The sequence below is a fragment of the Alienimonas californiensis genome (genome assembly GCF_007743815.1).
Classification (GTDB): Bacteria; Planctomycetota; Planctomycetia; order Planctomycetales; family Planctomycetaceae; genus Alienimonas; species Alienimonas californiensis.
In genome coordinates, this window is the sequence record NZ_CP036265.1 from 1,629,129 (window position 1) to 1,650,021 (window position 20,893).

The 20,893-nt window shown below is 73.6% G+C and carries 16 protein-coding genes; 8 read left to right on the forward strand and 8 right to left on the reverse strand.

The annotated features are described in order from the left end of the window. The first annotated feature begins 3 nt into the window (after positions 1-3). The 3 genes from CA12_RS22430 (at position 4) to CA12_RS06255 (ending at position 6,212) form a co-directional block, all read left to right on the forward strand. Positions 4-4,569 carry a serine/threonine-protein kinase gene (locus tag CA12_RS22430; protein WP_207622160.1) on the forward strand — a complete coding sequence of 1,522 codons (4,566 nt, stop codon included), beginning with the start codon at positions 4-6 and terminating at the stop codon, positions 4,567-4,569. 72 nt (positions 4,570-4,641) lie between these two features. Then, entirely contained in the window at positions 4,642-5,085 is a 444-nt protein-coding gene (locus CA12_RS06250; RefSeq protein ID WP_145358003.1) for a hypothetical protein, read from the forward strand. Positions 5,086-5,216: 131 nt separating this feature from the next. Continuing rightward, the gene (locus CA12_RS06255; RefSeq protein ID WP_145358004.1) at positions 5,217-6,212 is read left to right on the forward strand and encodes a PAS domain-containing protein; all 996 of its coding nucleotides are present in this window, start codon (positions 5,217-5,219) and stop codon (positions 6,210-6,212) included. A gap of 116 nt (positions 6,213-6,328) precedes the next feature. On the opposite strand, the gene CA12_RS06260 is transcribed toward CA12_RS06255, so the two are convergent. From CA12_RS06260 to CA12_RS06285, 6 genes are all read right to left on the reverse strand, one after another. Next, complete coding sequence (locus tag CA12_RS06260) at positions 6,329-6,730, reverse strand: hypothetical protein (RefSeq protein WP_145358005.1); 402 nt, start codon at positions 6,728-6,730, stop codon at positions 6,329-6,331. Positions 6,731-6,870: 140 nt separating this feature from the next. Further along, on the reverse strand, positions 6,871-7,680 hold the full coding sequence (locus CA12_RS06265; protein WP_145358006.1) for an MBOAT family protein: 810 nt from the start codon (positions 7,678-7,680) through the stop codon (positions 6,871-6,873). Between the two features lie 291 nt (positions 7,681-7,971). After that, positions 7,972-9,327, reverse strand: a complete 1,356-nt coding sequence (locus CA12_RS06270; protein WP_145358007.1) for an NAD(P)/FAD-dependent oxidoreductase — start codon at positions 9,325-9,327, stop codon at positions 7,972-7,974. A gap of 93 nt (positions 9,328-9,420) precedes the next feature. Then, positions 9,421-10,416 carry a proline racemase family protein gene (locus CA12_RS06275; protein WP_145358008.1) on the reverse strand — a complete coding sequence of 332 codons (996 nt, stop codon included), beginning with the start codon at positions 10,414-10,416 and terminating at the stop codon, positions 9,421-9,423. Between the two features lie 266 nt (positions 10,417-10,682). Then, positions 10,683-13,340: a hypothetical protein gene (locus CA12_RS06280; protein WP_145358009.1), complete on the reverse strand. Its 2,658-nt coding sequence runs from the start codon at positions 13,338-13,340 to the stop codon at positions 10,683-10,685. A gap of 162 nt (positions 13,341-13,502) precedes the next feature. Beyond that, entirely contained in the window at positions 13,503-14,228 is a 726-nt protein-coding gene (locus tag CA12_RS06285) for a hypothetical protein (RefSeq protein ID WP_145358010.1), read from the reverse strand. A 132-nt stretch (positions 14,229-14,360) separates the two neighbouring features. Between CA12_RS06285 and CA12_RS06290 the strand changes: the two genes are divergently transcribed. Continuing rightward, entirely contained in the window at positions 14,361-15,602 is a 1,242-nt protein-coding gene (locus CA12_RS06290) for a hypothetical protein (RefSeq protein ID WP_145358011.1), read from the forward strand. Positions 15,603-15,606: 4 nt separating this feature from the next. On the opposite strand, the gene CA12_RS06295 is transcribed toward CA12_RS06290, so the two are convergent. Then, complete coding sequence (locus CA12_RS06295; RefSeq protein ID WP_145358012.1) at positions 15,607-15,930, reverse strand: type II toxin-antitoxin system RelE/ParE family toxin; 324 nt, start codon at positions 15,928-15,930, stop codon at positions 15,607-15,609. Next, on the reverse strand, positions 15,930-16,232 hold the full coding sequence (locus CA12_RS06300; protein WP_145358013.1) for a hypothetical protein: 303 nt from the start codon (positions 16,230-16,232) through the stop codon (positions 15,930-15,932). The genes CA12_RS06295 and CA12_RS06300 overlap by 1 nt, the downstream gene beginning before the upstream one ends. Before the next feature lie 139 nt (positions 16,233-16,371). On the opposite strand from CA12_RS06300, the gene CA12_RS06305 reads away from it, so the two are divergent. The 4 genes from CA12_RS06305 to CA12_RS06320 all read left to right on the forward strand — a co-directional run bounded on the left by CA12_RS06305 (position 16,372) and on the right by CA12_RS06320 (position 20,743). Then, positions 16,372-17,214 (forward strand): hypothetical protein, encoded by an 843-nt coding sequence (locus CA12_RS06305; RefSeq protein ID WP_145358014.1) that lies wholly within the window; start codon positions 16,372-16,374, stop codon positions 17,212-17,214. Between the two features lie 184 nt (positions 17,215-17,398). Next, positions 17,399-18,034 (forward strand): hypothetical protein, encoded by a 636-nt coding sequence (locus CA12_RS06310; RefSeq protein WP_145358015.1) that lies wholly within the window; start codon positions 17,399-17,401, stop codon positions 18,032-18,034. 61 nt (positions 18,035-18,095) lie between these two features. Continuing rightward, positions 18,096-18,329 carry a PLDc N-terminal domain-containing protein gene (locus CA12_RS06315; protein WP_145358016.1) on the forward strand — a complete coding sequence of 78 codons (234 nt, stop codon included), beginning with the start codon at positions 18,096-18,098 and terminating at the stop codon, positions 18,327-18,329. Between the two features lie 248 nt (positions 18,330-18,577). Then, positions 18,578-20,743, forward strand: coding sequence for a serine/threonine-protein kinase (locus tag CA12_RS06320; protein ID WP_145358017.1), 2,166 nt, complete (start codon positions 18,578-18,580; stop codon positions 20,741-20,743). Positions 20,744-20,893: the final 150 nt, after the last annotated feature.

Sequence of the window (20,893 nt, forward strand, 5' to 3'; positions counted from 1 at the left end):
CCCATGTCCGCCGCCGCTTCGACCCCGGAGATGTCGCTCGATCCGACCGCACCCCCGGCCGCCCCGCTCACCGACCCCGCGGGCGCCTCGCCCACCGACCCGGGGCCGACCGACCCGGGGCCGACCGAACCGGGGCCGGACGACGCGGGAGCGACGGAGCCGACGCCGGGGAAGCGGTGCCCGCAGTGTCGCTCCGCGTTGCCGGCGGACGCGCCGGCGGGGCTGTGCCCGCGGTGTTTGCTGTCGGGCGGGTTGATGTCGCAGCTGGGGTCCGCGACGGCGGGCGCCCCGGGGCGGTTCGTGGCGCCGGGGTTGGAGGAACTGGCGGAGCACTTCCCCGACCTCGATTTGCAGGCGATGCTCGGCCGCGGGGGGATGGGGGCGGTCTACAAGGCCCGGCAGGCGAAGCTGGACCGGGTGGTCGCGTTGAAGGTGCTCCCGCCGGAGGTCGGCCGCGACGACGCCTTCGCGGAGCGGTTCCTGCGTGAGGCCCGCACGCTGGCCCGGCTGAACCATCCGCACATCGTGCAGGTATACGACTTCGGCCAGACGACCCCGCCGCCCGGCCCCAATGGGGAGCCGCGGGAGGGGCTCTTTTATTTCCTGATGGAATACGTCGACGGGGCGAACCTGCGGGACGTCATGCAGCGTGCCGCGGACGACGGGGGCGGGCCGGTGGCCCCGGCGAAGGCGTTGGAAATCGTGCGACAGATCTGCGCCGCGCTGCAGTTCGCCCACGCCCGCGGGATCGTGCACCGGGACGTGAAGCCGGAGAACATTCTGCTGGATCCGAAGGGCGACGACGGCCGCGGGACGGTCAAAATCGCGGACTTCGGCCTGGCGAAGCTCGGCCGCGGCGAAGATCTGGCGACCGGCACGCCGTGGACCCTCACCGGCACACGGCAGGCGATGGGCACGCCGCACTATATGGCGCCGGAGCAGATGCGCGGCACGCGGGACGTGGACCACCGGGCGGACATTTATTCCCTCGGCGTGGTCTTCTACGAACTGCTGACCGGCGAACTGCCACTGGGCCGCTTCGCCCCGCCCTCGCGGTTCTTCAAGGGGAAGGGCGATCCCGACGTCCGCCTGGACGACATCGTCCTCAAGGCGTTGGAGGGGGAGCCGGCGAAGCGGTATCAAAGCGTCTCCGACGTGCGGGCCGCGGTGGACAGCCTGGGCCTGCCCAACGACCCGGCGACCCCGCAGATCGGCGACCTCGATCTCTCCCCCTCGCCCGGTTCGCCTGATTCGCCGTCGCCGTTAGGCGGCGCGCCCTCCGGCAATGTGCGGGTGACGCTCGGCGGGGCGGCGCCGCTCCGTGCGGGGGGCGGGTACGGCCAGCGGGCGGGGGCCGGGGCGCTGGCCGCGGCGGGCGGGTTGGCGGCGGTCGGCGGAGCGACCTGCGTGTTGGTCGCCCTGTTCCTCGCCAGCGGTCCCGCCTGGGAGGAACTGGTCGCCTTAGGCACGATCGCCGCGCTCCTCGGGACGCTGTTTCACCTGACGTTCGCCGTCGCGGAGCGAGCGCGGCGGGCGGACGACCCCGGCGGCGCCGGGCGGTTCTTCGGCCCCGCATTGCGGGATCTGCTGGGGGCCGCCTGGTTGCCGACGGCGGCGGGCACGGGATCCGGGCTGGCGTTGAGGGTGCTCGAGACGGATGCCTACGCCGGATCGCTGGGCGGCGGCCTCGTGGCGGTGGGCCTCGCCGTGTGGCAAACCGCAGCGGGAACCAAGCCGCCCACCTGGTGGCCCGGCGTGTGGGGCTGGTACGACCGCCCGCCGCTCGACCCGGTTCCCGATCCCCCGCCCGCGTCGCCGCGGCCGGCGACGGCGGTTCCTCAGCACGCTGACCCGGCGGCGCGGGCCATCCCGAACGCCCCCGACGCCCGCCGGGCCGCGGAGGTGCGGCGGAACCTGCGGGTCGTCGCCTCCCTACTGGTGGGTCTGGCCGGGGCGGCGCTGGCGCTGGGCGTGGCGCTGGTCGTCGCCAGCCCCTTCCACTACGGACCGAGAGCGGACGATCCGCTGGTCGTCGGGCTGCTGTGCGCGATGCTCGGCGGCGGCGTGCGGGGGGTCGGGGGGATGCTGCTGTCGGTTCGACCGACCGAGCGGCCGTCGACGGCCTGGCAACGCTGGTTCGCGTCGAACGCCTGGGAGGCGAGCGACGGACAATGGGTGCAGATCGACTCCGCCGTCTGGCTGGTCGACGTGTGGGATTGCCTCGTCACCGCCCTGTGGACCGCCGCGGCGACCGCCTTCATCGCCCTGCCGCTGGCGATCCTGTTCGGGGGGGATGAGGTCCCGCTGTGGGGCGCGCCGTTCGGGCTGGCGGCGGCGGGGTGGGTGACGCTGCGGCGGCAGACGGCGCCGATCTGGTGGCCGCCGGGCTGGGGCTGGCGTTCGGAGCGGGGCGAAACGCTGGGCGGCGTCGGGGCGGTCGTGGGGATCGTCAGCCGCTGGCCGATCGTCCGCACCCTGCCCGGCGGGCTGAGCCGACCGGCGATCTGGGCGGCGGTCTGGCTGCTGACGATCCCCGCGGCGGGGCTCAGCTGGATCGTCACGGTGGAAACGACCCCGGGGCCGAACGACGTGCCCCCGCTCGTGCTGCTCTTTCTGTTCGCCCTGAGCTGCGCGGCGGTCGCCGCCCCGCTGACCGTCCCGCTGCTGGGCTGGGCGGCGGTGCGGCAGGTGCGGACCTCACGGGCCCGCGGCGACGACCCGCCGGTCCGCGGCCGCCGGCTGGCGGTATTCTGCACCTGGCTGGTGCCCGCGGCCCTGATCGTCGGGACGTTCGCCGCGGCCTTCGGCGGGGGGATCAGCGTGTGGTACTGGGAGTTCGACGGTGCCGCCGGGCTGACGCAGGGCGAACAGGATCTGAACGTCGCCCTCGCCTCCGTCACCGGCGGCGTGATCGGGCTGGGTCTCGCCGTGCTGTTGTGGGTGAAGCTCAGCCGGCTCAGCCGCGGCCCGGTTCCCCCGCCGATGCGACCCGAACCGCCCCCCGGCGCTCCGCACGACACCGGCGCCGGGCTGAGTCGGGTGTTCCGTCCGCGGGTCGATCCGGAGACCGGCCGCCGGCAGTGGGGGGAGACGGTCGCCGCCGTGTGCGCCGCGACGGTCGTGCTGCTGGCCGCCCTGTGGTGGTGGACGTCGCCGCACCTGGAGACCGACGGGGCCGTCTCCCACGGGACCCACCGGAGCCAGCGGGTTGAGGAAGGATCGACCGCGGACGCCTTCGCGAACGTCGTGGTCGGCCAATCCGCGGACGGCACGCACCAAACCGCCATGCCGGACCTCGCCCGCCACCTGTCCTGGCGGGTGTTCGCCGAGGTGGACCGGGCGAACAACCTGCCCTGGTATGCCCGGCTGCGGCTCACCCCCAGTTGGGTCGACGGATTGAAGCTGAACCCGGGGCAGGTCGAGGGGCTGGAGGCCGCCGCCAACCGCGTCCGCCGCGAGTGGGCCGCGCTGGTGGCCGCGGAGGCGACGGCGACCGTCAACGAGGTCGGCTCCGTCACCTTCCGCTTCCCGGACCTCTTTCAGCGGGAGCAGCGGTGGGAGCGGGAGTTCTACGACGAGGTCGACCCGCTGCTGAGCGTTCCCCAGCAGACGGCCCTGCGGAAGCGACTGATGTTCGGCAACGATATGCCGTCTAGCGTCGTCGAGCCGAACCCCACCGAAACCTCGCTGTTGCCGGTCGGGACGTACACCACGCAGATCACGCTGGGCCGGCAGGGGGAGTGGTACGACACGATTTATGCGACCGGCCGCCAGCACATCCCCGCGAAATCGGCGGAGACCCCCGCCCGCACCCTGCCGCCCCGGCTGCGGTTCCTCGAGGGGGCGCTGGAGCGGGTCAAGCGGGGCGAACCGGCGTTCCCGGACCCCGCCGCCGAGGAGGCCCGCCAGGCCGCCGCCGACGTCCAATCGAATCCGGCGCCGACCGGTCTGGAAACGTACACCGGCCCGGTGTTCGAGCTGCATCGCAGTCCGAACGACCCGTGGTACGGCCGGCTGAGCGTGCCCGCCGAAGACCGGCGGGTCCTCGGGCTGACGGACGCCCAGGCCATCGTGCTGACCGACGCCGCCAACGCCGTCCGCCGCCAGTGGGGCGAGGCGATCGCCGCCGGCGTGACCGCGGAGCGACGGGAGGACGGGGCGGTGCAGTTCCGCTTCCCGAGCCTCGACGCCCAAGCCGAACGGTGGGAGCGGGAGTTCTGGGCGACGCTCGCCCCGGCGTTCGACCCGGCCCGGCAGACGGCGCTGCGGGACCGGATTCACTTCAAGCCGCACTCCGCGGAGGTCGCGACGTACCCGAACGTCGGGTTCACGCTGCTGGTCCCCGTGGGCGTCGACGCCCTGCGCGACGTGACCGTGGCGAAGTACGGCGACTGGTACGACCTGCTCGGACCTCCGGTGCAGGGGGGGAACGGGCGGGGGCTGTCCGAACTGCCGCCGGCCCTGCGGTTCCTCGACGCCGCCGTGGACCGCGTCGTCCGCGGCGAGCCGGCGTTCCCCGCCCCGGAGGGAACAGCCCCGGCGACGGGCGCCGCGGACGCGACGCCGTAACGCGGAGGCCCCGCGGGGCCTCCGCGTGAGGGAAGCGTTACGCGGCGGGGTCTTGCCGATACACTCGCCCGCATGTCCGATTCGCTCTCCAACGCCTCCGAACCGTTCCCGCTGCCCGCCGCGGACGATCCGCACTTTGCGGAGGAGATCCTCGCTCAGGTCAGGGCGGTGCTGGAGGAGTGTGAAAAGAAGACCCGGCCGCCGGAGGTCGTGCCGTACCGGGACCAGTTGTTCGCCCTGTTCGCCGCCGCCTTCGACGCCGGTCTGACGGAGGACCCGGACGAACGCGCCGAGCCGTCGACGACGGGCGACGCCCCGCCGGAGGACCTGTCGGCGGACGGGCTGTGCAAGGCGCTGGGGGAGCAGTGGGGCCTCGCCGCCGCCGCCCGGGCGAACCCGGAGGAGGGCCCGGCGCTGTCGCAGGCTCACGTCGCCAAAGTGCGTTTATTGTTAAGTCTGATGCACCTGTGGACGAACTGGGACCTCGCCTGGCGCCGCTGGCCGGACTACCACTAACCGGTTCGCCGCTGGCCGGTTCGCCGCTGGACGAACCGCCGCGGCCGGCGGACGAAACTTCGGTTTCCCGAAGTTTTGCCGTCGCGTAAAGTCCTCCTCGTCGATCCTCACGGTACGATCTTTCCTCTGTCATGCTGCCGCTCCCGACGGACCGGGCCGCCCAGTCGGACGCCGCGCCTCCCCGCTCGCCTGCCAAGGCCGGCGGCCGCGCGATCACAGACACCTTCAGACGAGACCGAATGAACGACGGCCGGGCAAAGACCGCGGTGGCGCCGCCCGAGGCGTCGCATGATGCGGTCGTGGCGGCCGGGATGGGGGTCTACGACTTCGATCTGATGGCCGGCGCCACGGCGTGGTCGGCGCACGCGCTGAAGATCTACGGCGGGTTCGACGCCCCGCCCACCACGGTGCAGTTGCGGGCGCGGGTGCATCCGCTGGACTGGCCCAAGCTGTACGCCGCCCGGCTGGACGCCGACCGCCACGCCGCCCGCTTTCTCGCGGAGCGGACGTCCGCCGCGGGCGCACCGGGCGACGACCCGGCGTCCGCCGTCGCGCCGCCCCCGCTGTCGACCGACGTGCTGCACCGGATCATCCGGCCGGACGGGGCGTTGCGGTGGGTGCGGGCCACGGGAGAGTATCAGTTCAGCCCGGACGGCACGCCGCGGCGGAGCGTGGGCGTGCTGCGGGACGTGACCGAGGAGATGAGCGAACGGGCCCGCCTCGCCGCGGAGATCGAACGCGGTCGCGGCGCCCTCGCCGCCGCCGGTCTGGGAACCTTCGACTTCGACGCCCGCACCGACGCGGTCCGCTGGGACGGCGCCACCAAACGCATCTTCGGCCTGCCCGACGACACTCCGGACGAGCGCCCGCTGGCGGAGGTGCTGGAGCTGTTTCACCCCGAGGACCGCGAACCGATCTGCGTGGCGATCGGTCGCTCCCTGAGCCCGCACACCGGCGGCCGCTACGAGGCCAACCATCGCATCGTCCGGCCGGACGGCGCCGTGCGGCACGTCGCTTGGCGGTCCATCGTCGAATTCGCCGAGGGCTTCGACGGCCGCCACCCGATCCGCAGCGTCGGCACCGTCGAAGACGTCACCGACCGCCCCAACGCGCCGGTCGCCGAGTAGGGCATCGCCCCGCGCAGCGTCGCGGTTTCTCTGTGAGCCCGAAGCGCAAGCGAGGGTGGACGGCTCCGACCCTCGCTTGCGCTTCGGGCTCATATCGAAGTCGCCCGCCCCGCTGCTCACAGCGTCGCGGCCGCCCCGTAGATCAGGAACAGGGCGACGAACAGGACGTTCAGCAGGACGTACCCCGCCGTCAGCCACCAGGCGGTGAGGTGTTCCTGCACGTCGAAGGCGCCCAGTAAACAGAGCCGCGCCCCCCAGAACAGCGCCAGGTAGCCGCACACCGCCCGGGCCAGCGGGGTGCCGGCGGCCAACTCCCCCGGCAGCCCCGCGGCGATCAACCCGAACGCCAGAATCGTGCCGAACGTATAGAGGGCGTAGGTCCAATACATCTGCCGATGCAGCCCCGGCAAACCGCCGAGGGCCGTCTTCCATTCCAACCGAAACGGCACCAGGGCCGAGGCAATTAAGATGCCCAACTGGCCGATCCCCGCCAGCCGCACACAGGTTTCGAGAGTCATTTTACAATCGTGGTCGAAGTCGGTTCACGCAGATCACCAACCCGAAGCGTCAGCGAGGGAGCCGGCGTGCGCAGCACGTCGGCCTGCGGCCGACGCCCTCGCTGACGCTTCGGGTTGGTGGAGGGGGGAAGCACGTCTGCTCAACGTCCGATCACGGAGAGCGTGAACGCCGCCGCCGGCCCGGCGGCCTCCGTGAGGAACGCCTCGGAGACCAGCAGGGGCGTCGGGAGAATCAGCCACGCCGCGGCGTATAAGCGGTTCGTCACACCGTTCAAGCGCCCGGCTTTCCGCAGTCGCCGTTCGAGCGTCACCCCGGCGCCCTGTAATAGGAAATAGAGAAACGGCCCGCCGTAGAACACGCCCGGCACGTCATAAACCGGCAGGGTCAGCGCCGCCTCGTGCACCGCCCCGCTGAGGGCGAACCCCGCCCACAACGCGACCCCCGGTGAGCATCGCCGGGCCAGCGGGAGGAAGACGGCGTCATGCGTCAGCCGCGCGAAGGCGGTGTTCCAGCGCCGACCCCAGAACTCCGCCAGCGTGGCGGCGCTCAGCGGGCGGTTCATCAGCGGTTCCGCATCGATCCCGCCCCGCCGGAGCAGGAGGGCGAGCAGATGAAACGCCCCGAAGTGCAGCCCGAAGACGAACCCCACCGCCGCGCACAGCCCGCCGATCAGCGGTTCGCCCTGTTCCGTCAGCCGCCCGCCGAGCAGAAACAGTCCCGCCCCCAGCAGCGTGAACGCCGCCCCGCGGAGCCACTCGCCCTCCGCCAGCGGCTCGGCCGTTCCGAACAGGAACCGCCGCCGCTCCAACCCCGGCCAGAGCCACCAGAGCGCCTCCCGCCGCCACGGCCCCCGGGCGGGTCCGACGGCGACCGCCCAGCCCTTCGCCGCCAGCCACAACGCCGCGCACACGACCGCCAACCGGACGACGGGCTCGGCGGCGGCGGGCATCGAAACTCCCCTTTCCCCCCGCCGACCGCCGAGAGGACCCGCAGTTCACGCCGTCGTCGTTCCCCCCTCGCCCCCTTTTGGGGGAGAGGGGCCGGGGGTGAGGGGGCAACTTTGGGGAGAGGGGCCGGGGGTGAGGGGGCAACGGCGCCCGATCGCCGTTCACGGTTCGGCGTTCAGGATCGGCAGCCCGAGGCGCCAGCCGAGGTGTGCAGGCATGGCAGGATCACCCGGCCTCGCTTGCGCTTCGGGCTCACTCTCTCGGAGCGGACGCGGGTGAACCGTGCGTCGCCCTCACCCCCGCGAAAACCGCCCCGGGGCGTAGGGGGCCGGGTCGACGTGCGGCTCGGCGCCGGTGACCAGTTCGGCGATCAGGCGGCCGGTGCCGGGGGCCAGCGACAGGCCGAGCATGTTGTGTCCGGCGGCGACGAACAGGTTCTCCGCCCGCTGCCCACGGCCGCCGGGGACCTTGCCGATCAGCGGGACGCCGTCCGGCGTCATCGGGCGCCAGCCGGCCCAGCGGTTGTCGCCGGTGGGGTGGTCGTCCGCCGGCGGCTCGGCGGGGACGTTGAGGAACCGGGAGGCCCCGCGGGTCAGCAGGGCCAGCCGGCGGCGGGCGATCGAGGGGTCGTAGCCGGCGAACTCCATGATGCTGCCCAGCCGCAGCGCCGCCGGGCGACGGACCCCGTCCTCCCCCCGCACCGGGCCGCCGGCGTGCGGGGTGACGGCTACCCGCACCTCCGGCAACAACAACGGCATCCGCGGCGCCGCGGCGGGGTCCAGACCGTGCTCGTCCAGGTGCAGGGTCATTGAATACCCCTTGCCCGGCGCCACCGGCACATACAGGCCCAGGGCCTGCTGAAAGTCCGGCGTCAACGCCCCGGCGGCGACCACCGCGGCGCTCGCGGGCTCCTCGCCGGCGCCCTTATCCGACGTGTATTGAACCCCCCGCACCCGGCCGTCCTCGACGCGGAAGCCGGTCACGGAGACGCCCTCACGGATCGTCACCCCGCGGTCCGTCAGCGCCGCCCGCCAGCTTTTCATCAGGGCGTCCGGCCGCAGGTGGGCGTCCTCCTCGTAGAACCAGCCGCCGGCGACCTCGGGCTTCAACGCCGGTTCGAACTCCCGCAGCGCCGCGCCCTCCAGGCGGCGGGCGGGCAGGTCGAACCGCTCCGCGAGCAGCGCGTCGGTCTTGGCGTAGCCCGCGTGGGCCGCGGCTTCGCGGAAGGCGATCAGCAGACCGCGGGGTTCGAACTCGCAGTCCAGCGTCCCGCCGAGGTCGTCGTACAGCGAGCGGGAGGAGGCCAGCAGCGGGCCGAGCCCCCGGCCGGCCTCCACCGCGGCGGATTCGTTGCAGCGGGCGGCGAAGGCCAGCAGCCAGCGCCACAGCCGCGGGTCCCACCGCGGGGCGACCCGCAGCGGGGCGTCCTTCTGGAACAGGTTCCGCATCGCCTCCGCGAACACCCCCGGCCCGGCGGGCGGCAGCACGTGGCTGGGCGAGAGCAACCCGCAGTTCCCGTGCGAGCACGCCGCCCCGAAGCGGTCCCGCTCCAGAATCGTCACCCGGCGCCCGGCCTCCGCCAGGTAATGGGCGCAGGCGGCGCCCACGACGCCACCGCCAATAATGACCACCGGGGGCGCTTCGGGCATCACATCAGACATCACAGGCAACGCCGCGGCGGCGAACCGTGGGGGACGGGGCGCCGGGAGCGAGCCCTCCCGGGGGCGCGATCTTAGACGAACTCAGACGAACCCGCCGCGGAAGGGATCGGCCGCGTCGAAGTGCAGCAGGTTCTCGCCGGTCACGAAGGCGGTCGCGGTGAGGGCGGGGCGGACCGTCGGCGTGCCGTCGGCGGTCGGCGGGCCGGGTTGATAGGAGGCCTCGAACAGGCTGCCGATCACGCTCTCCTGCCGCCAGACCTCCCCCGGGGCGAGCTTCCCGTCCGCGGCGAGGCAGGCCAGCTTGGCGCTCGTGCCCGTGCCGCAGGGGCTGCGATCGTAGGCCCCGCCGGGGCAGAGCACGAAGTTCCGGCCGCTGTTCGCCGGGTCGGCGGGCGGGCCACACAGTTCGACATGGTCAATCTCCGCCCCGTCGGCGCCGGTCACGCCCTGTTCGGCGAGCATCGCCTTGATCCGCTTGGTGGCGTGCAGCAGGGAGCCCAGGTTCCCCGGTTCCAGCGCCCGGCCGGCGGCGTCGGCGAGGAAAAACCAGTTCCCGCCCCAGGCCACGTCGCCGACGACGAGCTGCGACCGCCCCCCGCGGCCGACGTCTACTTCCACGCCCGAGGCGTATCGGAACGAGGGCACGTTGGTGAGGGTCACGGTCCGGCGGTCGTCGTGCAGCGTGAACGGCACCGGGCCGGCGGGGGTGTCCAGACGATGCGTCCCCGGGTCGATCGCCCCCGCGTGGGCCAGGGCGACGGCGACGCCGGCGGTCCCGTGTCCGCACATCCCCAGCGGCCCGCGATTATTAAAGAACACGACCGCCGCGACGCTGCCCGCCTCCGCCGGCGGCAGCACGACCGCCCCGACGACCGCCTCGTGCCCCCGCGGTTCCTCCACGACGGCTTTGCGGAGGGCGTCGAACTCCGCGGCGAACCGCGCCCGCCGCTCGACCGCGGCTCCGGTCGCCAGCGTCGGAAACCGGGCGCCGTCCAGATCGAGGAGGACCCGCGTGGGCTCCCCGGCGGTGTGGGTGTCCACAACCGCCAACGTGCGGGGCAGGGGGAACGCTGTCATGCGGGGAGGCTCGTTCACGTCGGACCGCGGACCGCCCCCATTCTGCCCCCCGCCCCAGCCAAACGTCACGCGCCTGGACTCGGATCCCCCTCGCCCCCCTTTTGGGGGAGAGGGGCCGGGGGTGAGGGGGCGGTGAGTTGCGAACGCCGTTCACGGTCCGGCGCTCAGGATTGGCAGCCCGAGGCGCCAGCCGAGACGTGCACGCAGGGCAGCCTCACCCGGCCTCGCTTGCGCTTCGGGCTCACGATCTTCGAGCGGAACCCCGCTCACCACCGTGGCGGGGCGGGGCGGCGGGCGTCGCCCGGGGGGAGGCCGCGGGCGACGCCGGTCGGTTCGCCCAGGGCCCGGCCCAGGGCGGCGAAGCGGCGGCGGGCGGCGGGGTCGGCCTGCGGCAGGCCCGGGTGCAGCAGGCGGGTGACGGCCAGCAGCCGGGCCGCCTCGTCGGTGCGGCCGGCGGCGTGCAGGCCGGCGATACGGCGGGCCCGGGCGGTCAGCCAGCCCGCGGAGCCGTCCGTTTCCGCCGCCTCCGCCTGCCGCCACGCCGCCAACGCGGCGGCGGCCACCTCCGGGGAACGGCTCGCCGCGACCGCCTGGGCGGCCAGTTCGGCGATTTGCGGGTCGTGCCCGGCTTCCAACACCGCCAGCAGCTCGGTCGCCGCGGCGGTCGGCTCCCCGCGGTCCAGCAGCGCCGCCGCCCCCCGCACCCGCACCGTGCGGCGTTCGTCGTCCGACAGCGACAGGCTCAGCAACCGCTCCGCCAACGCCGACCGGGCCGCCGCGAACGCCGGGGGGGCGGTTCCGCCGGAAGGGGACCGGGCCGCGTCCTCCCAGCCGGCGGAGATCGTCAGCAGCGCCGCGGCGTCGTCCGGGACCGCCGCGGCCAGCCGGGCGGCCTCCGCGAACCGGCCCCGCCGGGCCGCCGTCACCGCTCCGCGGGCCGTCGCCTCCCGGTGAGCGGCCCGCCAGAACGCCGCCCGCGGGTCGTCTTTGGTCCGCGGCCCCGCCGCCGCCCGCACCGCGGTCAGCAGCCGATCGGCGACGTCGGCATCGGCCGGCATGAGCGCCGCCGTCGGCTCGTCCCCGTCCAGCAGCACGCGGGCGGTCCGCAGTTGCAGTTCGACCCGGGCCGCGGCGACCAGCGGGGGGGCGTCGGCCTTGGCGTCGGCGTCCAAGGAGGCGGCGACCAGCGGCACCAGTTCCTCCACCGCCGCGGCCCGGCGTTCCGTGCGTTGCCGGCGCCGGGCGAGGGCGATCGTCGGTTCCCCCGTGGCCCGGGCCTCGGTTTCCTGTTCGCTCAGCCAAGTGAGAATCCCCTCATAACAGCGGGCCAGCCCGGCGGCGGCGGCGGGACCGCGGACCGGGTCGTCCAGCAGCTCGCGGTACAGCGGCAGGGCTTGGGAACGTTGATCGCGGACTTCCTCGTGCCGGGCCAGCCGCCAGGTCGCGGCGGCGGCGGTGGGGAACGCGGCGAAGCGGGCGCGGTGGTCGTTCAGGGCGTCGGCCAACGCCCGGTGGGCGGCGGGGGTGGGGCGTCGTTCGAACCGCTCCGCCAGCAGGGAGCAGAGCTGCAAATGGGCCGACGCCGCCCCCGCCGACGGCTCCGCGTCCGTCAGGGCTTCGGACAGCAATTCAACCATGTCATCCCGGGACGCCGTCGCGGCCCGTTCGATCAACGGCAGCAACACGTCCGGGGCGACGCCCGCCGCCAGCGCGAGCCGGGCGGCCGCGAGCCGGGCGGCGGGAGCGTCGGGAGCACCGGCGGCCTCTAGCGCGTCCGCCCGTTCCACCGCGGCGGCGACCGCCGGCGGCAGCCCGGCGGCGCGACCGGCAAGGTCCGCGATCCGCGCCGCCCGGGCCGCCCATGGCCCGCCGTGGACGGCGACGGCCCGGTCCGCGTCCCGCCGCAACCGGGCGAGCAGCCGATCGGCGAGGTCCCCCCGCTCCGCCGCGCGGGCCTCCGCCGCCAAGCGGGCCAGTGCGACCGCGGCGACGAACTCCGTTTCCGGCCCCAATACCGTGGGCGTGCGCTCGTCCCCCCGCAGCGTCGCCACGCGGGCGGCGGCCTCCCCGGGGCCGGCCGTGTCCAGGCGCAGCCGCAGTGACGCCGCGACCGCCGCGTCGCCCCGCGGCCCCGCGACGCCCGCCAAGGCTTCGGCGGCCCCGCGGGAGTCGACGGAGAGTCTGCGGGAGTCCGCGAGCAGTACCGAACGCTTCGCCGCGGAGTCCACCCGGCGGATCGGCAGGGCGAACGCCTCCGCGGACTCCGACAGACTCTGGCGGGGGCGTTGCTCTGGAGTCAGCTCCGCCCGGATGAGGCGCAGCTCCGCGAGGGCGAGGGCGGCCCGCTCCGTCAGGTCGACCAGTTCCTCGGCGGTCAGCGGTTCGACGTCCCGGCTGCGGCCGCGGGTGAGGTCGCGGCGGCGGTCTTCGAGCGTCGTGTGCAGCGCCTCCAGCCGGGCGTCGACGGCCCGGAGGGCGGCGCCGGCGGCGTCGGTTTGTTCGCGGGTCGGCCGCAACTCCGGCAGGGCGTCGCGGCCGCGGCGGAGGGCGTCGGCGGCGTCGAGCAGGGCGTGGGCGAGGTCCGTGCGGACCGCGGGCAGTTCCGGGTGGCGTTGCCGAACGTCGGCGAGGGCCTCGGCGGCGCGGGCCAGCAGGGCGTCGCGCTCGGGACCGTCGGTGTAGCGGGCGTGCTCCGCGAGGGCCGCCGCCAACCGCACCGCGGCGGTCTGTTCGGCGGTGGGCGTCGAGAGCGGATCGCGGAGCGTCCGCAGGCTCGCCCCCTCCGCGACGCCGAACAGCCCGCGTTCCAACAGCCCGGCGTGGTAGCGGTCTTCGAGTTCCCCCCCGACCGCCGGGGCCGCGACGATCAGCAGCCCGAGCGCCGCGATCCCCGACGCCGCGGCGGAGGCGGTGCGGTGGAACACGGGCGGGGACCGATCGGGGCGAAGAATAAGCCTGTCACCGTAGGTCGCCGCCGCGGGGCCGGACAAGGGGGGTTGTCGTACGGGGAGCCCGGCGACGGAGCGACCGGCCGCGTCCCGGACCCTGCGAGGGTCCGGGACGCTTCGCGGGACGTGCCGTCGTGCTCACTCCCACGCCCGCCAGCGGCGGAAGCGGTCGGCACAGTGCAGGGCGCGATCGGTCAACGCGTCGATTCGTTCAAACTCAGCGGCAGCCATTCGGCCTGAGGCGTGCTGCGGAGCACAGCGAAACTGAGCCTCGAACCCGACCGGCAGCGTCTTCCAGTAGGTCGCGGGAAAGGGCGAGACCGGCTTCCAGACGACCGCGTCCGGGTCGAACCGATCCCGTTCCGCCCAGCAGCGGAGGTATTGGCGGCCGTGATCACGGCGGGTCGCCCGCACGGTGCGATTCTCCAAGGGCTCGTTCGAGTCCGAGAAATCGTCGATGAAGTCCTCCCACCGCGGCTCGGCGAAGGCTTCCCAGACAGCGCCGCCCTCTGAAGTCAGACGGAGATGAATCGGCGGCGTCGCGGCGTGAAGGAGCCGCGGCCAGTCCGGGTCGCTGTGGTCGAATTCCGACTGCAACGCCGCTCGGATGGTGGTTCCGTCAGGCACGAACGGGGTCGTCGTCTCCCCGTCGACTTCGCCTTCAATCCAGCCGGCGTTGAACAGTCCGAGCAGGGTCAGGACGAGTTCGTCCTCCGACAGCCCGTGCGGCTGACGGTTGAAGAGCAGCCAGAGATAACGGTCCGGGTAGCCGTACCCACAAAGAGAGTGACTGTGCTCGACCAGCGAGTTCAGAATCCAATACTCCCCGCGCGTCAGGCGAGGGGCGAAGCGACGGGACGACACGTCGGGGGGCCGCCCGGCGGGCGGCGGGTTGGTATAAGGAGACCGCAAACTAAAGGGCCGGCCGGGTCGCGGCAAGACGGCGGGCGGCGGGGCGGGTAGCCTGCGGAGGATCGTTCCTCCTGGGATTCGCCCGTGCTTCGTTCCGTCCGTTCGTTCGTCGCCGCGGCGCTGCTGCTCGTCGGGTTGGGGACGTGGGCGGGGTGCGATTCGAAGCCGGCCCCGGCGGACCTCGGCGGCGACGCGGCGGTCGATCCCGCGGCGGACGACGCCCCGTTCGACCCGCACGCCGCGGCGTGGGCGGTGCCGGTTCCCGCGGCGAAGTCGCCGGTCTCGCTGAGGAACTATCAGTGGATCGACGAGGGGGCGGCGTCCCCGGGGCAGACGATGTTGGAGCGGGCCGACACCCTGAAGGCGTCCGGCCGGTACGACCTCGCCCGCACCGCCTACGAACTGGCGTTGAAGCAGGACCCGGCGTTCGCCCAGGCCGCCTATCAACTGGCCTGCAACGAGGCCCTCGCCGGCAACGCCGACGCCGCCCGCACGGCATTCGAGCGGGCGGTGGAACTGGGCTACGCGGACTACCCGATCGCCCGCGCCGACGCCGAACTGGGGGCGCTGCGGGAGGAGGCCGCCTTCCCGGACCGCCTGCGGGAGATCCGCCGGCGCTACCTCAAGCAGGCGGCCCGGCGGGTCGGCACGCCCTTCTACCTCACCGCCGCAGACCTGCCGGAGGCGGAGCGCCCGGGAAGCGGCCCGGCCCCGCACGCCGGCGGGGGGGCGAAGCCGCCGGTGATCCTCATCCTGCACGGCACGGGCGACAGCCATGAGAGCTACGCCCGGGAAGCGATGGGCTGGGCGGAGCTGGGTTGGGCGGCGGTCGCCGTGCCCGGCTCGCTGCCGACGGCGAACGGCGGGTTCCTCTGGCCCGCCGACGAGGCGACCGCCTACGCCGCGGTCGATCGGCAGTTGCGGGCGATCCTGAAGGACCCGGGGCTGGGCACCGTCGCGGACGTCTCCCGGGTCGTGCTGATGGGGTTCTCGCAGGGGGCGAACCACGCGGCGGCGCTGACGGCCCGTCACCCGGACGTTTACGCCGGGGCGGTCGCCCTGAGCCCGGCCGGCCGGCCGACGGGAGCCTACGACCCGGCGACGCTGAACGGGGGGGCGGGGCTGGACGCGGGCCGCCCCCGGCCGGTGGCGATGTTCCTCGGCGACGAGGAGGGCGGCGAGGCGCTGCTGGCCCGCTGGACCGCCGCGGCCCAGTCCGCCGGCTGGCCGGTCTGGGCGGAGGAGTTCCCCGGCGACCGCCACTTCCCCCGCGACTGGCACGCGGAACGCCGGGCCAAGGTCGCGGCGTTTCTGCTGGGGGAATGAGGGGTTAGAGGTCGCCGGGGGTGAGGTCCGGCTGGGCGAAGCCGCGGACAGTAAGAATCTCTACCGCGGCGCCGCGAACGCGGAAGATCAGGCGGTGGGTCTCCGTTTCGCCGGCGCCGAAATAGGCCTCTCTCAAACCGAATCCCTGCACCCGTGGGTCAAGGCAGAGGGCGTGGGCTTCCGGCATGTCGATCAACTCGTCCGCCTTGTTCAACGCCGCGTCGTGCCACGCGTTCGCATGGGCGGCCCCGCGGCGGGCCAACAAGACGGTCCACTGGGCGTCAAGTTCCTCCAAGAACTCCGGCATGTGCCGGATCGTATAAGCCATCAGCGGTTCCGCAGCTCGGGATGACGACGAGCCATCTCCGCCCGCACCTCCTCCGTCGTCATGCCGAGTCCGGCGTCGGCTTGAGCCAGCCCGGCCCGCACGGACTCCTCCAGCGTCTTGCCGCTGCGGTAGCCGTCGAACGGTTCGTCGTTCGTCTCCTCGTCGCTCGCCCCCTTCGGTTCCGGCACCAACCGCAACTGCGCTCCGGTGCCGGGATGACGGACCAGCACCTCGCGCCGGGCGTCCAAGGCCGCGGCGATCTCGGGGGGCAAGTCGAAGACGGCGGGCGAGGCGGCGTTCATGCCCGCAGTTTAGCCGGTCACAGGGCTCGTCGGGAAAATCCGAGATTCTTCCGACAGCCCGCCAAGATCGGGGGCTCGGCCGCGAAGAACTCTTTGTGCGGGGCGTTTCCCGCCCCCCCGCTTCTCTCCGAAGCCTGTCATGTCGTACTGCTCACATCGCCTGAAAGGCACACCGATGATTCGCAAGGCCCTCCTCGGGACCGCCCTGACGCTGGGTCTGGGCGCCCTCGCTTTCGGAACCGACTTCTTCACCTTCGCCAAGACCGCCGCCCAGGAAGCCCGGGCCGGCGTGCGGGACGCGGTGCCGGTCTCCTTCGAGATCAAGGCGGCCCGTCAGAAGCTGACGGAACTGGACCCCGCCGTCTCCGCCGCCAAGCGGGTCGTCGCGGAGCAGCAGATCGCCGTCGAACGCCTCAAGTCCGACCTCGACCGCCGCACCGTCGCCCTCGACGAGCAGGCCCGCGAAATGGCCTTCCTGCGGGACAAGATCGGCTCCGGCGACCTGCACTACGCCGGCCGGACGATCGGCGAGTCCGATATGAAACGGGACCTCGCCGCCCGCCTCACCACCTACGAGACCGCGAAGACGACGCTCGGCCACAAGGAGGCCCTGCTGACGGCCCAGCAGCAGACCCTCGCCGCCAACGAGCGGAAGCTGGACGCCATGCTGGACGCCCGCGGTCAGCTGGAGGTGCAGATCGAACAGCTCGAGGCGAAGCTCCAGATGGTGCAGGCCCGCGAGACGATCGCCGGCGTCGAGATCGACGACACCGCCTTGTCGGACACCCGCGACCTGATCCAGCGGATCGACGACGAACTGAGCGTCCGCGAACGGATGCTGGACGAGGACGGCCGCACCTGGGACGGCGCCGTGCCGGTCAGCGAGATCGTCAAGGAGGGCGCCGCCGCCGAAGACGCCGCCGCCCGCTACGACGCCCTGTTCGGCGCCCCGGCGAAGAAGCTCGGCGGCGACGAAGCCTGAACCCGGATCGCGTTCTACCGGATCACGTTCTAACCGTCGCCCCGCCCGCGCTCCCCGCGCGGGCGGGGTTTGTTGCATGAGACGATTGGAACCGCGACCGTCAGGGAGCCGGCTCCCTGCGGCCGCAACTCGCCCGGGCCGGCTCCCTAACGGTCGCGGTTCCATTTCTTCCCGCTCAATCTCCATGCCCGCCCCCCCCCTGATCGCCTGGGTCGACGCCCTCGGGGCCGTGCTGTTGCGGCCGGGGGATCGGCTGACGCTCGGCGGGCCGCCCAGACGCTCCGGGGACGGGGGGGAAGAGCGGGCCGATCTGGCGTTGGCGGCGCCGTTGGCGCCGGTGCAGGCGGCGGTCGTGCGGGCCGGCGAGGGCTGGGCGCTGGAGGAGAACGGCGCACTGACCGCCCTGAAAGCCGGCGGCGCCTTCACGCTGGGCCGCGACGGGGCGGTGCGGGGCACGGTGACGACGCCCAACCCGCTGTCGGCCGCGGCGGCGGTGCGGATCGACAGCTCCCACCGCCCGGCGCCGGGCAGGGGGCCGGTGCGACTGGAGCACGCGGTGATCGCCGCGGGGCCGGTGATCGTGGGCGGCGGCACGGACTGCCACGTCCGCGTGCGGGGGGCGACCGGCCAACTGCTGTTTCGTGCCGGGCCGAACGGCTGGCAGGTCCGCGGGGCGGAGCCGCCGTCTGTTGCGGAGCCGGGCGAGACCGCTGCGCCCGCGGGCGGGGCGGCGGCGTTAGAATGGCGCCCGGCCGCGGCGGGCGACGTGCTGACCGGCGGGGGCGTCTCGCTGCGGCTCGAAGCCCTGCCGGCCGGGTGAGCCCCCCCCGGCGGACCGGCCGTCGTTCCCCCGCACTCCTCACCTCCCGCAGGCGTCGCCGATGTCGTTCTTCCTCAGTCTGGTGGGGCTGCTGGTCGTGCTGCTGGCCGTCGTGGTCGTCGTGCTGCTGGCCGGATTGCAGGGCTGGCTGCTGGCGGACGTGTTGCGGCACGAACCCAACGACGGCTGGGGCAAGTTGCTGTGGGCCTACGCCGTGCTGCTGACCCCGCCGTGGGGCGGGGCGGTGTATTTCTTCCTCCGCCGCCCCGAACGCCTGCGGGAGTACGGACAATGAGGCGGGAGGACCCGAGCCGATCTCGCCCCGGACGCTTGCGGTTTCGCGGGGCCCGAACGGGCTCCGGTCCCGCGAATCCGCAAGCGACGCCCGGATTGTCGCCAAGATTCGCCCGTCCGCCGCGAAGCACCGTCGGACCCCCTTTCCGGGACTCCTGATTCCCGGGAACCCTGATCCGCCGCCCGGCGTCCGACGTTCGTTCCGATCCCGCCCCGTTTCGCTCCCCGCGTCTCCCCACGGCCCGCACGATGCCCCGCCCGTCCGACGCCGCTGCGAACGCCGCCGTTCAGAACGTTCCCGTCACGAACGCCGCCGAGACCCAGTTCGACCCCTCCGCCACCCGTCCCCCCGGCGCCGCCCCCATGAGCTCCCAGCCCCACAGCGGCGGGCGCTTCGCCCATCCGCCGGAGAGCCGTCCGCTGGAGGGCTACACCCTCAAACGGGCGATCCACCGCGGCGGGTTCGGCGAGGTGTATTACGGGCTGAGCGACGGCGGCAAGGAGGTGGCGATGAAGCTGCTTCATCAACACACCGAGATCGAACTGCGGGGGGCGAACGCCTGTTTAAATCTCAATCACCCCAACCTGATCACGATCTACGACATTAAGCGGGACGGGTCGGGCGACTGGTGGGTGCTGATGGAATACGCCGGCGGGCCGCGGCTCGCCGACGTGCTGGAGGACCGCGGCAAGCTGCCGGTGGAGGAAATTGAACACTGGCTTCGCGGCCTGACCGCCGGCCTGACCTTCCTGCACGAACGCGGCCTGGTGCACCGCGATTTGAAGCCGGCGAACATCTTCGCCGAGGGCGGCACGGTCAAAATCGGCGACGTCGGCCTGTCGAAGTTCATCTCCGAGAGCCGCGGCAGCGAGCACACCAAAAGCGTCGGCACCGTCTATTACATGGCGCCGGAGATCGCCCGGGGGAAATACGGCCGGGGCGTCGATCTGTACGCCCTCGCCGTGATGCTGTTCGAGATGTACACCGGCACGGTGCCCTTCGACGGGGAGACGCCCGCCGAGATTCTCATGAAGCACCTGTCCGCCCCGCCGGACCTCTCCCCGCTGCCGCCGGCGCTCAAGCCGGTGTTCGCCCGGGCGCTGCATAAAGACCCCGAAAAACGTACCCGCAGCGTGGGCGAGTTGGAACGCGAGTTCCGCGCCGCCGTCCGCGGCCACGGCGCCCATCGGTCGGCGGACCGACCGCACGATCTGGACGACGCCGCGTTCGACGCGCCGCCGCCCCGCCCCGCCGCGGTCCGCGTGCCGGTCACCGACGGGGACGAAATCCCTTATGCAGACGCCGTTTGGGCCGACCTGCACGCCCGGCAGCGGGCCGAGGAGCAGGCCGAACGCCGCCGCGATCGGGAGAGGAGCGACGTCGAACGGCAGGAGGCGGAGGTCCGGCTCGCCAAGCGGAGCTCCGTGATCTCCTGGATCGTCATCGCGGCGATCATCCTGATCGCGTCCGCCCCGCGGCTGACCCGGGGGATCGCGGCGTCGGCGTGGGAGCTGGCGATCCTCGCGGCGCTGGGCTACGGGGTGTTCCGGCTGGTGAAATGGCTGGCCGGCGGGGAGGCCGCCGCCGCCCGCCGCGACGACGAACGGCACGACCGGGAGAACGCCCGCCTGCGGGCGCAGCAGGACCGGGCCGCCTACCGGCCGGACCCCGCCCAGCCGTCGCAGGAATACCGCCGCCGCGTCGGCGCCGTCCCGGTCCGCGTCGCCGCCCCCCCGCCGCGGCCCCGCCCGCAGCCGCGGCCGGTGCCGTTGGACCCGGAGGACGTGCGCAGCCTGTCCGGCTGGCGGCGGGCGACGGAGTTCGCCGGCTCCGCCGCGGTCGCCGGCGCCCTCAGCGCCGCGGTCGCCGGGCTGGTGTTCCTCACCGACGCCGTGCAGACGGTGCCGGAGGCGGCGCTGTTCGGCCTCGTCACGGCGCTGGCCAGTTGGGGCGTGCTGCTGTGCAGCAAGCTGTCCGAGGGCCGGTTCGATGCGAACTCCCCCCGCAAATGGCTCCGCCGCTACCCGCTGTTCGGTGTGGGGGCGGCCGTCGGGCTGGCGGCGTGGGGCGTGAGCGAGGCGCTGCTGATCGACGTGCCGATCGAACGCAATTCGCTGGTCTACGCGGCGGTCGCCGAACGCGGGCCGCTGACGGCGATCGCCTTCGTGGGCTTCTTCACGACGCTGCTGGGCCTGCGGCGCTGGTGGCGGCACGCGGACGGCTACCGCCCCAAGCGGCTGCGGCTCCGCACCGTGCTGCTGACCGGTGTGCTGGGCCTGGGCGCCTGCCTGATCTTCGGCGTGCCGGTCCAGTGGGGCCTGCCCTGGGCGATCGGCCTGAGCGTCGTCACCCAGCTCGCCGCCGTCTGGACCCCCGGCCGCAAACGGCCCCACAAAATCCCCGCCGCGGGGTGAGCGTCGCTGCGCTCTTCCCCCCCCCTCCCTTGAGGGAGAGGGGCCGGGGGTGAGGGTGACGCACGGTTCGTCCGCCCCCGTTCAGAGAGTGTGAGCCCGAAGCGCAAGCGAGGCCGGGTGATGCGGCGATGTTCCCACGCCTCGGCTCGC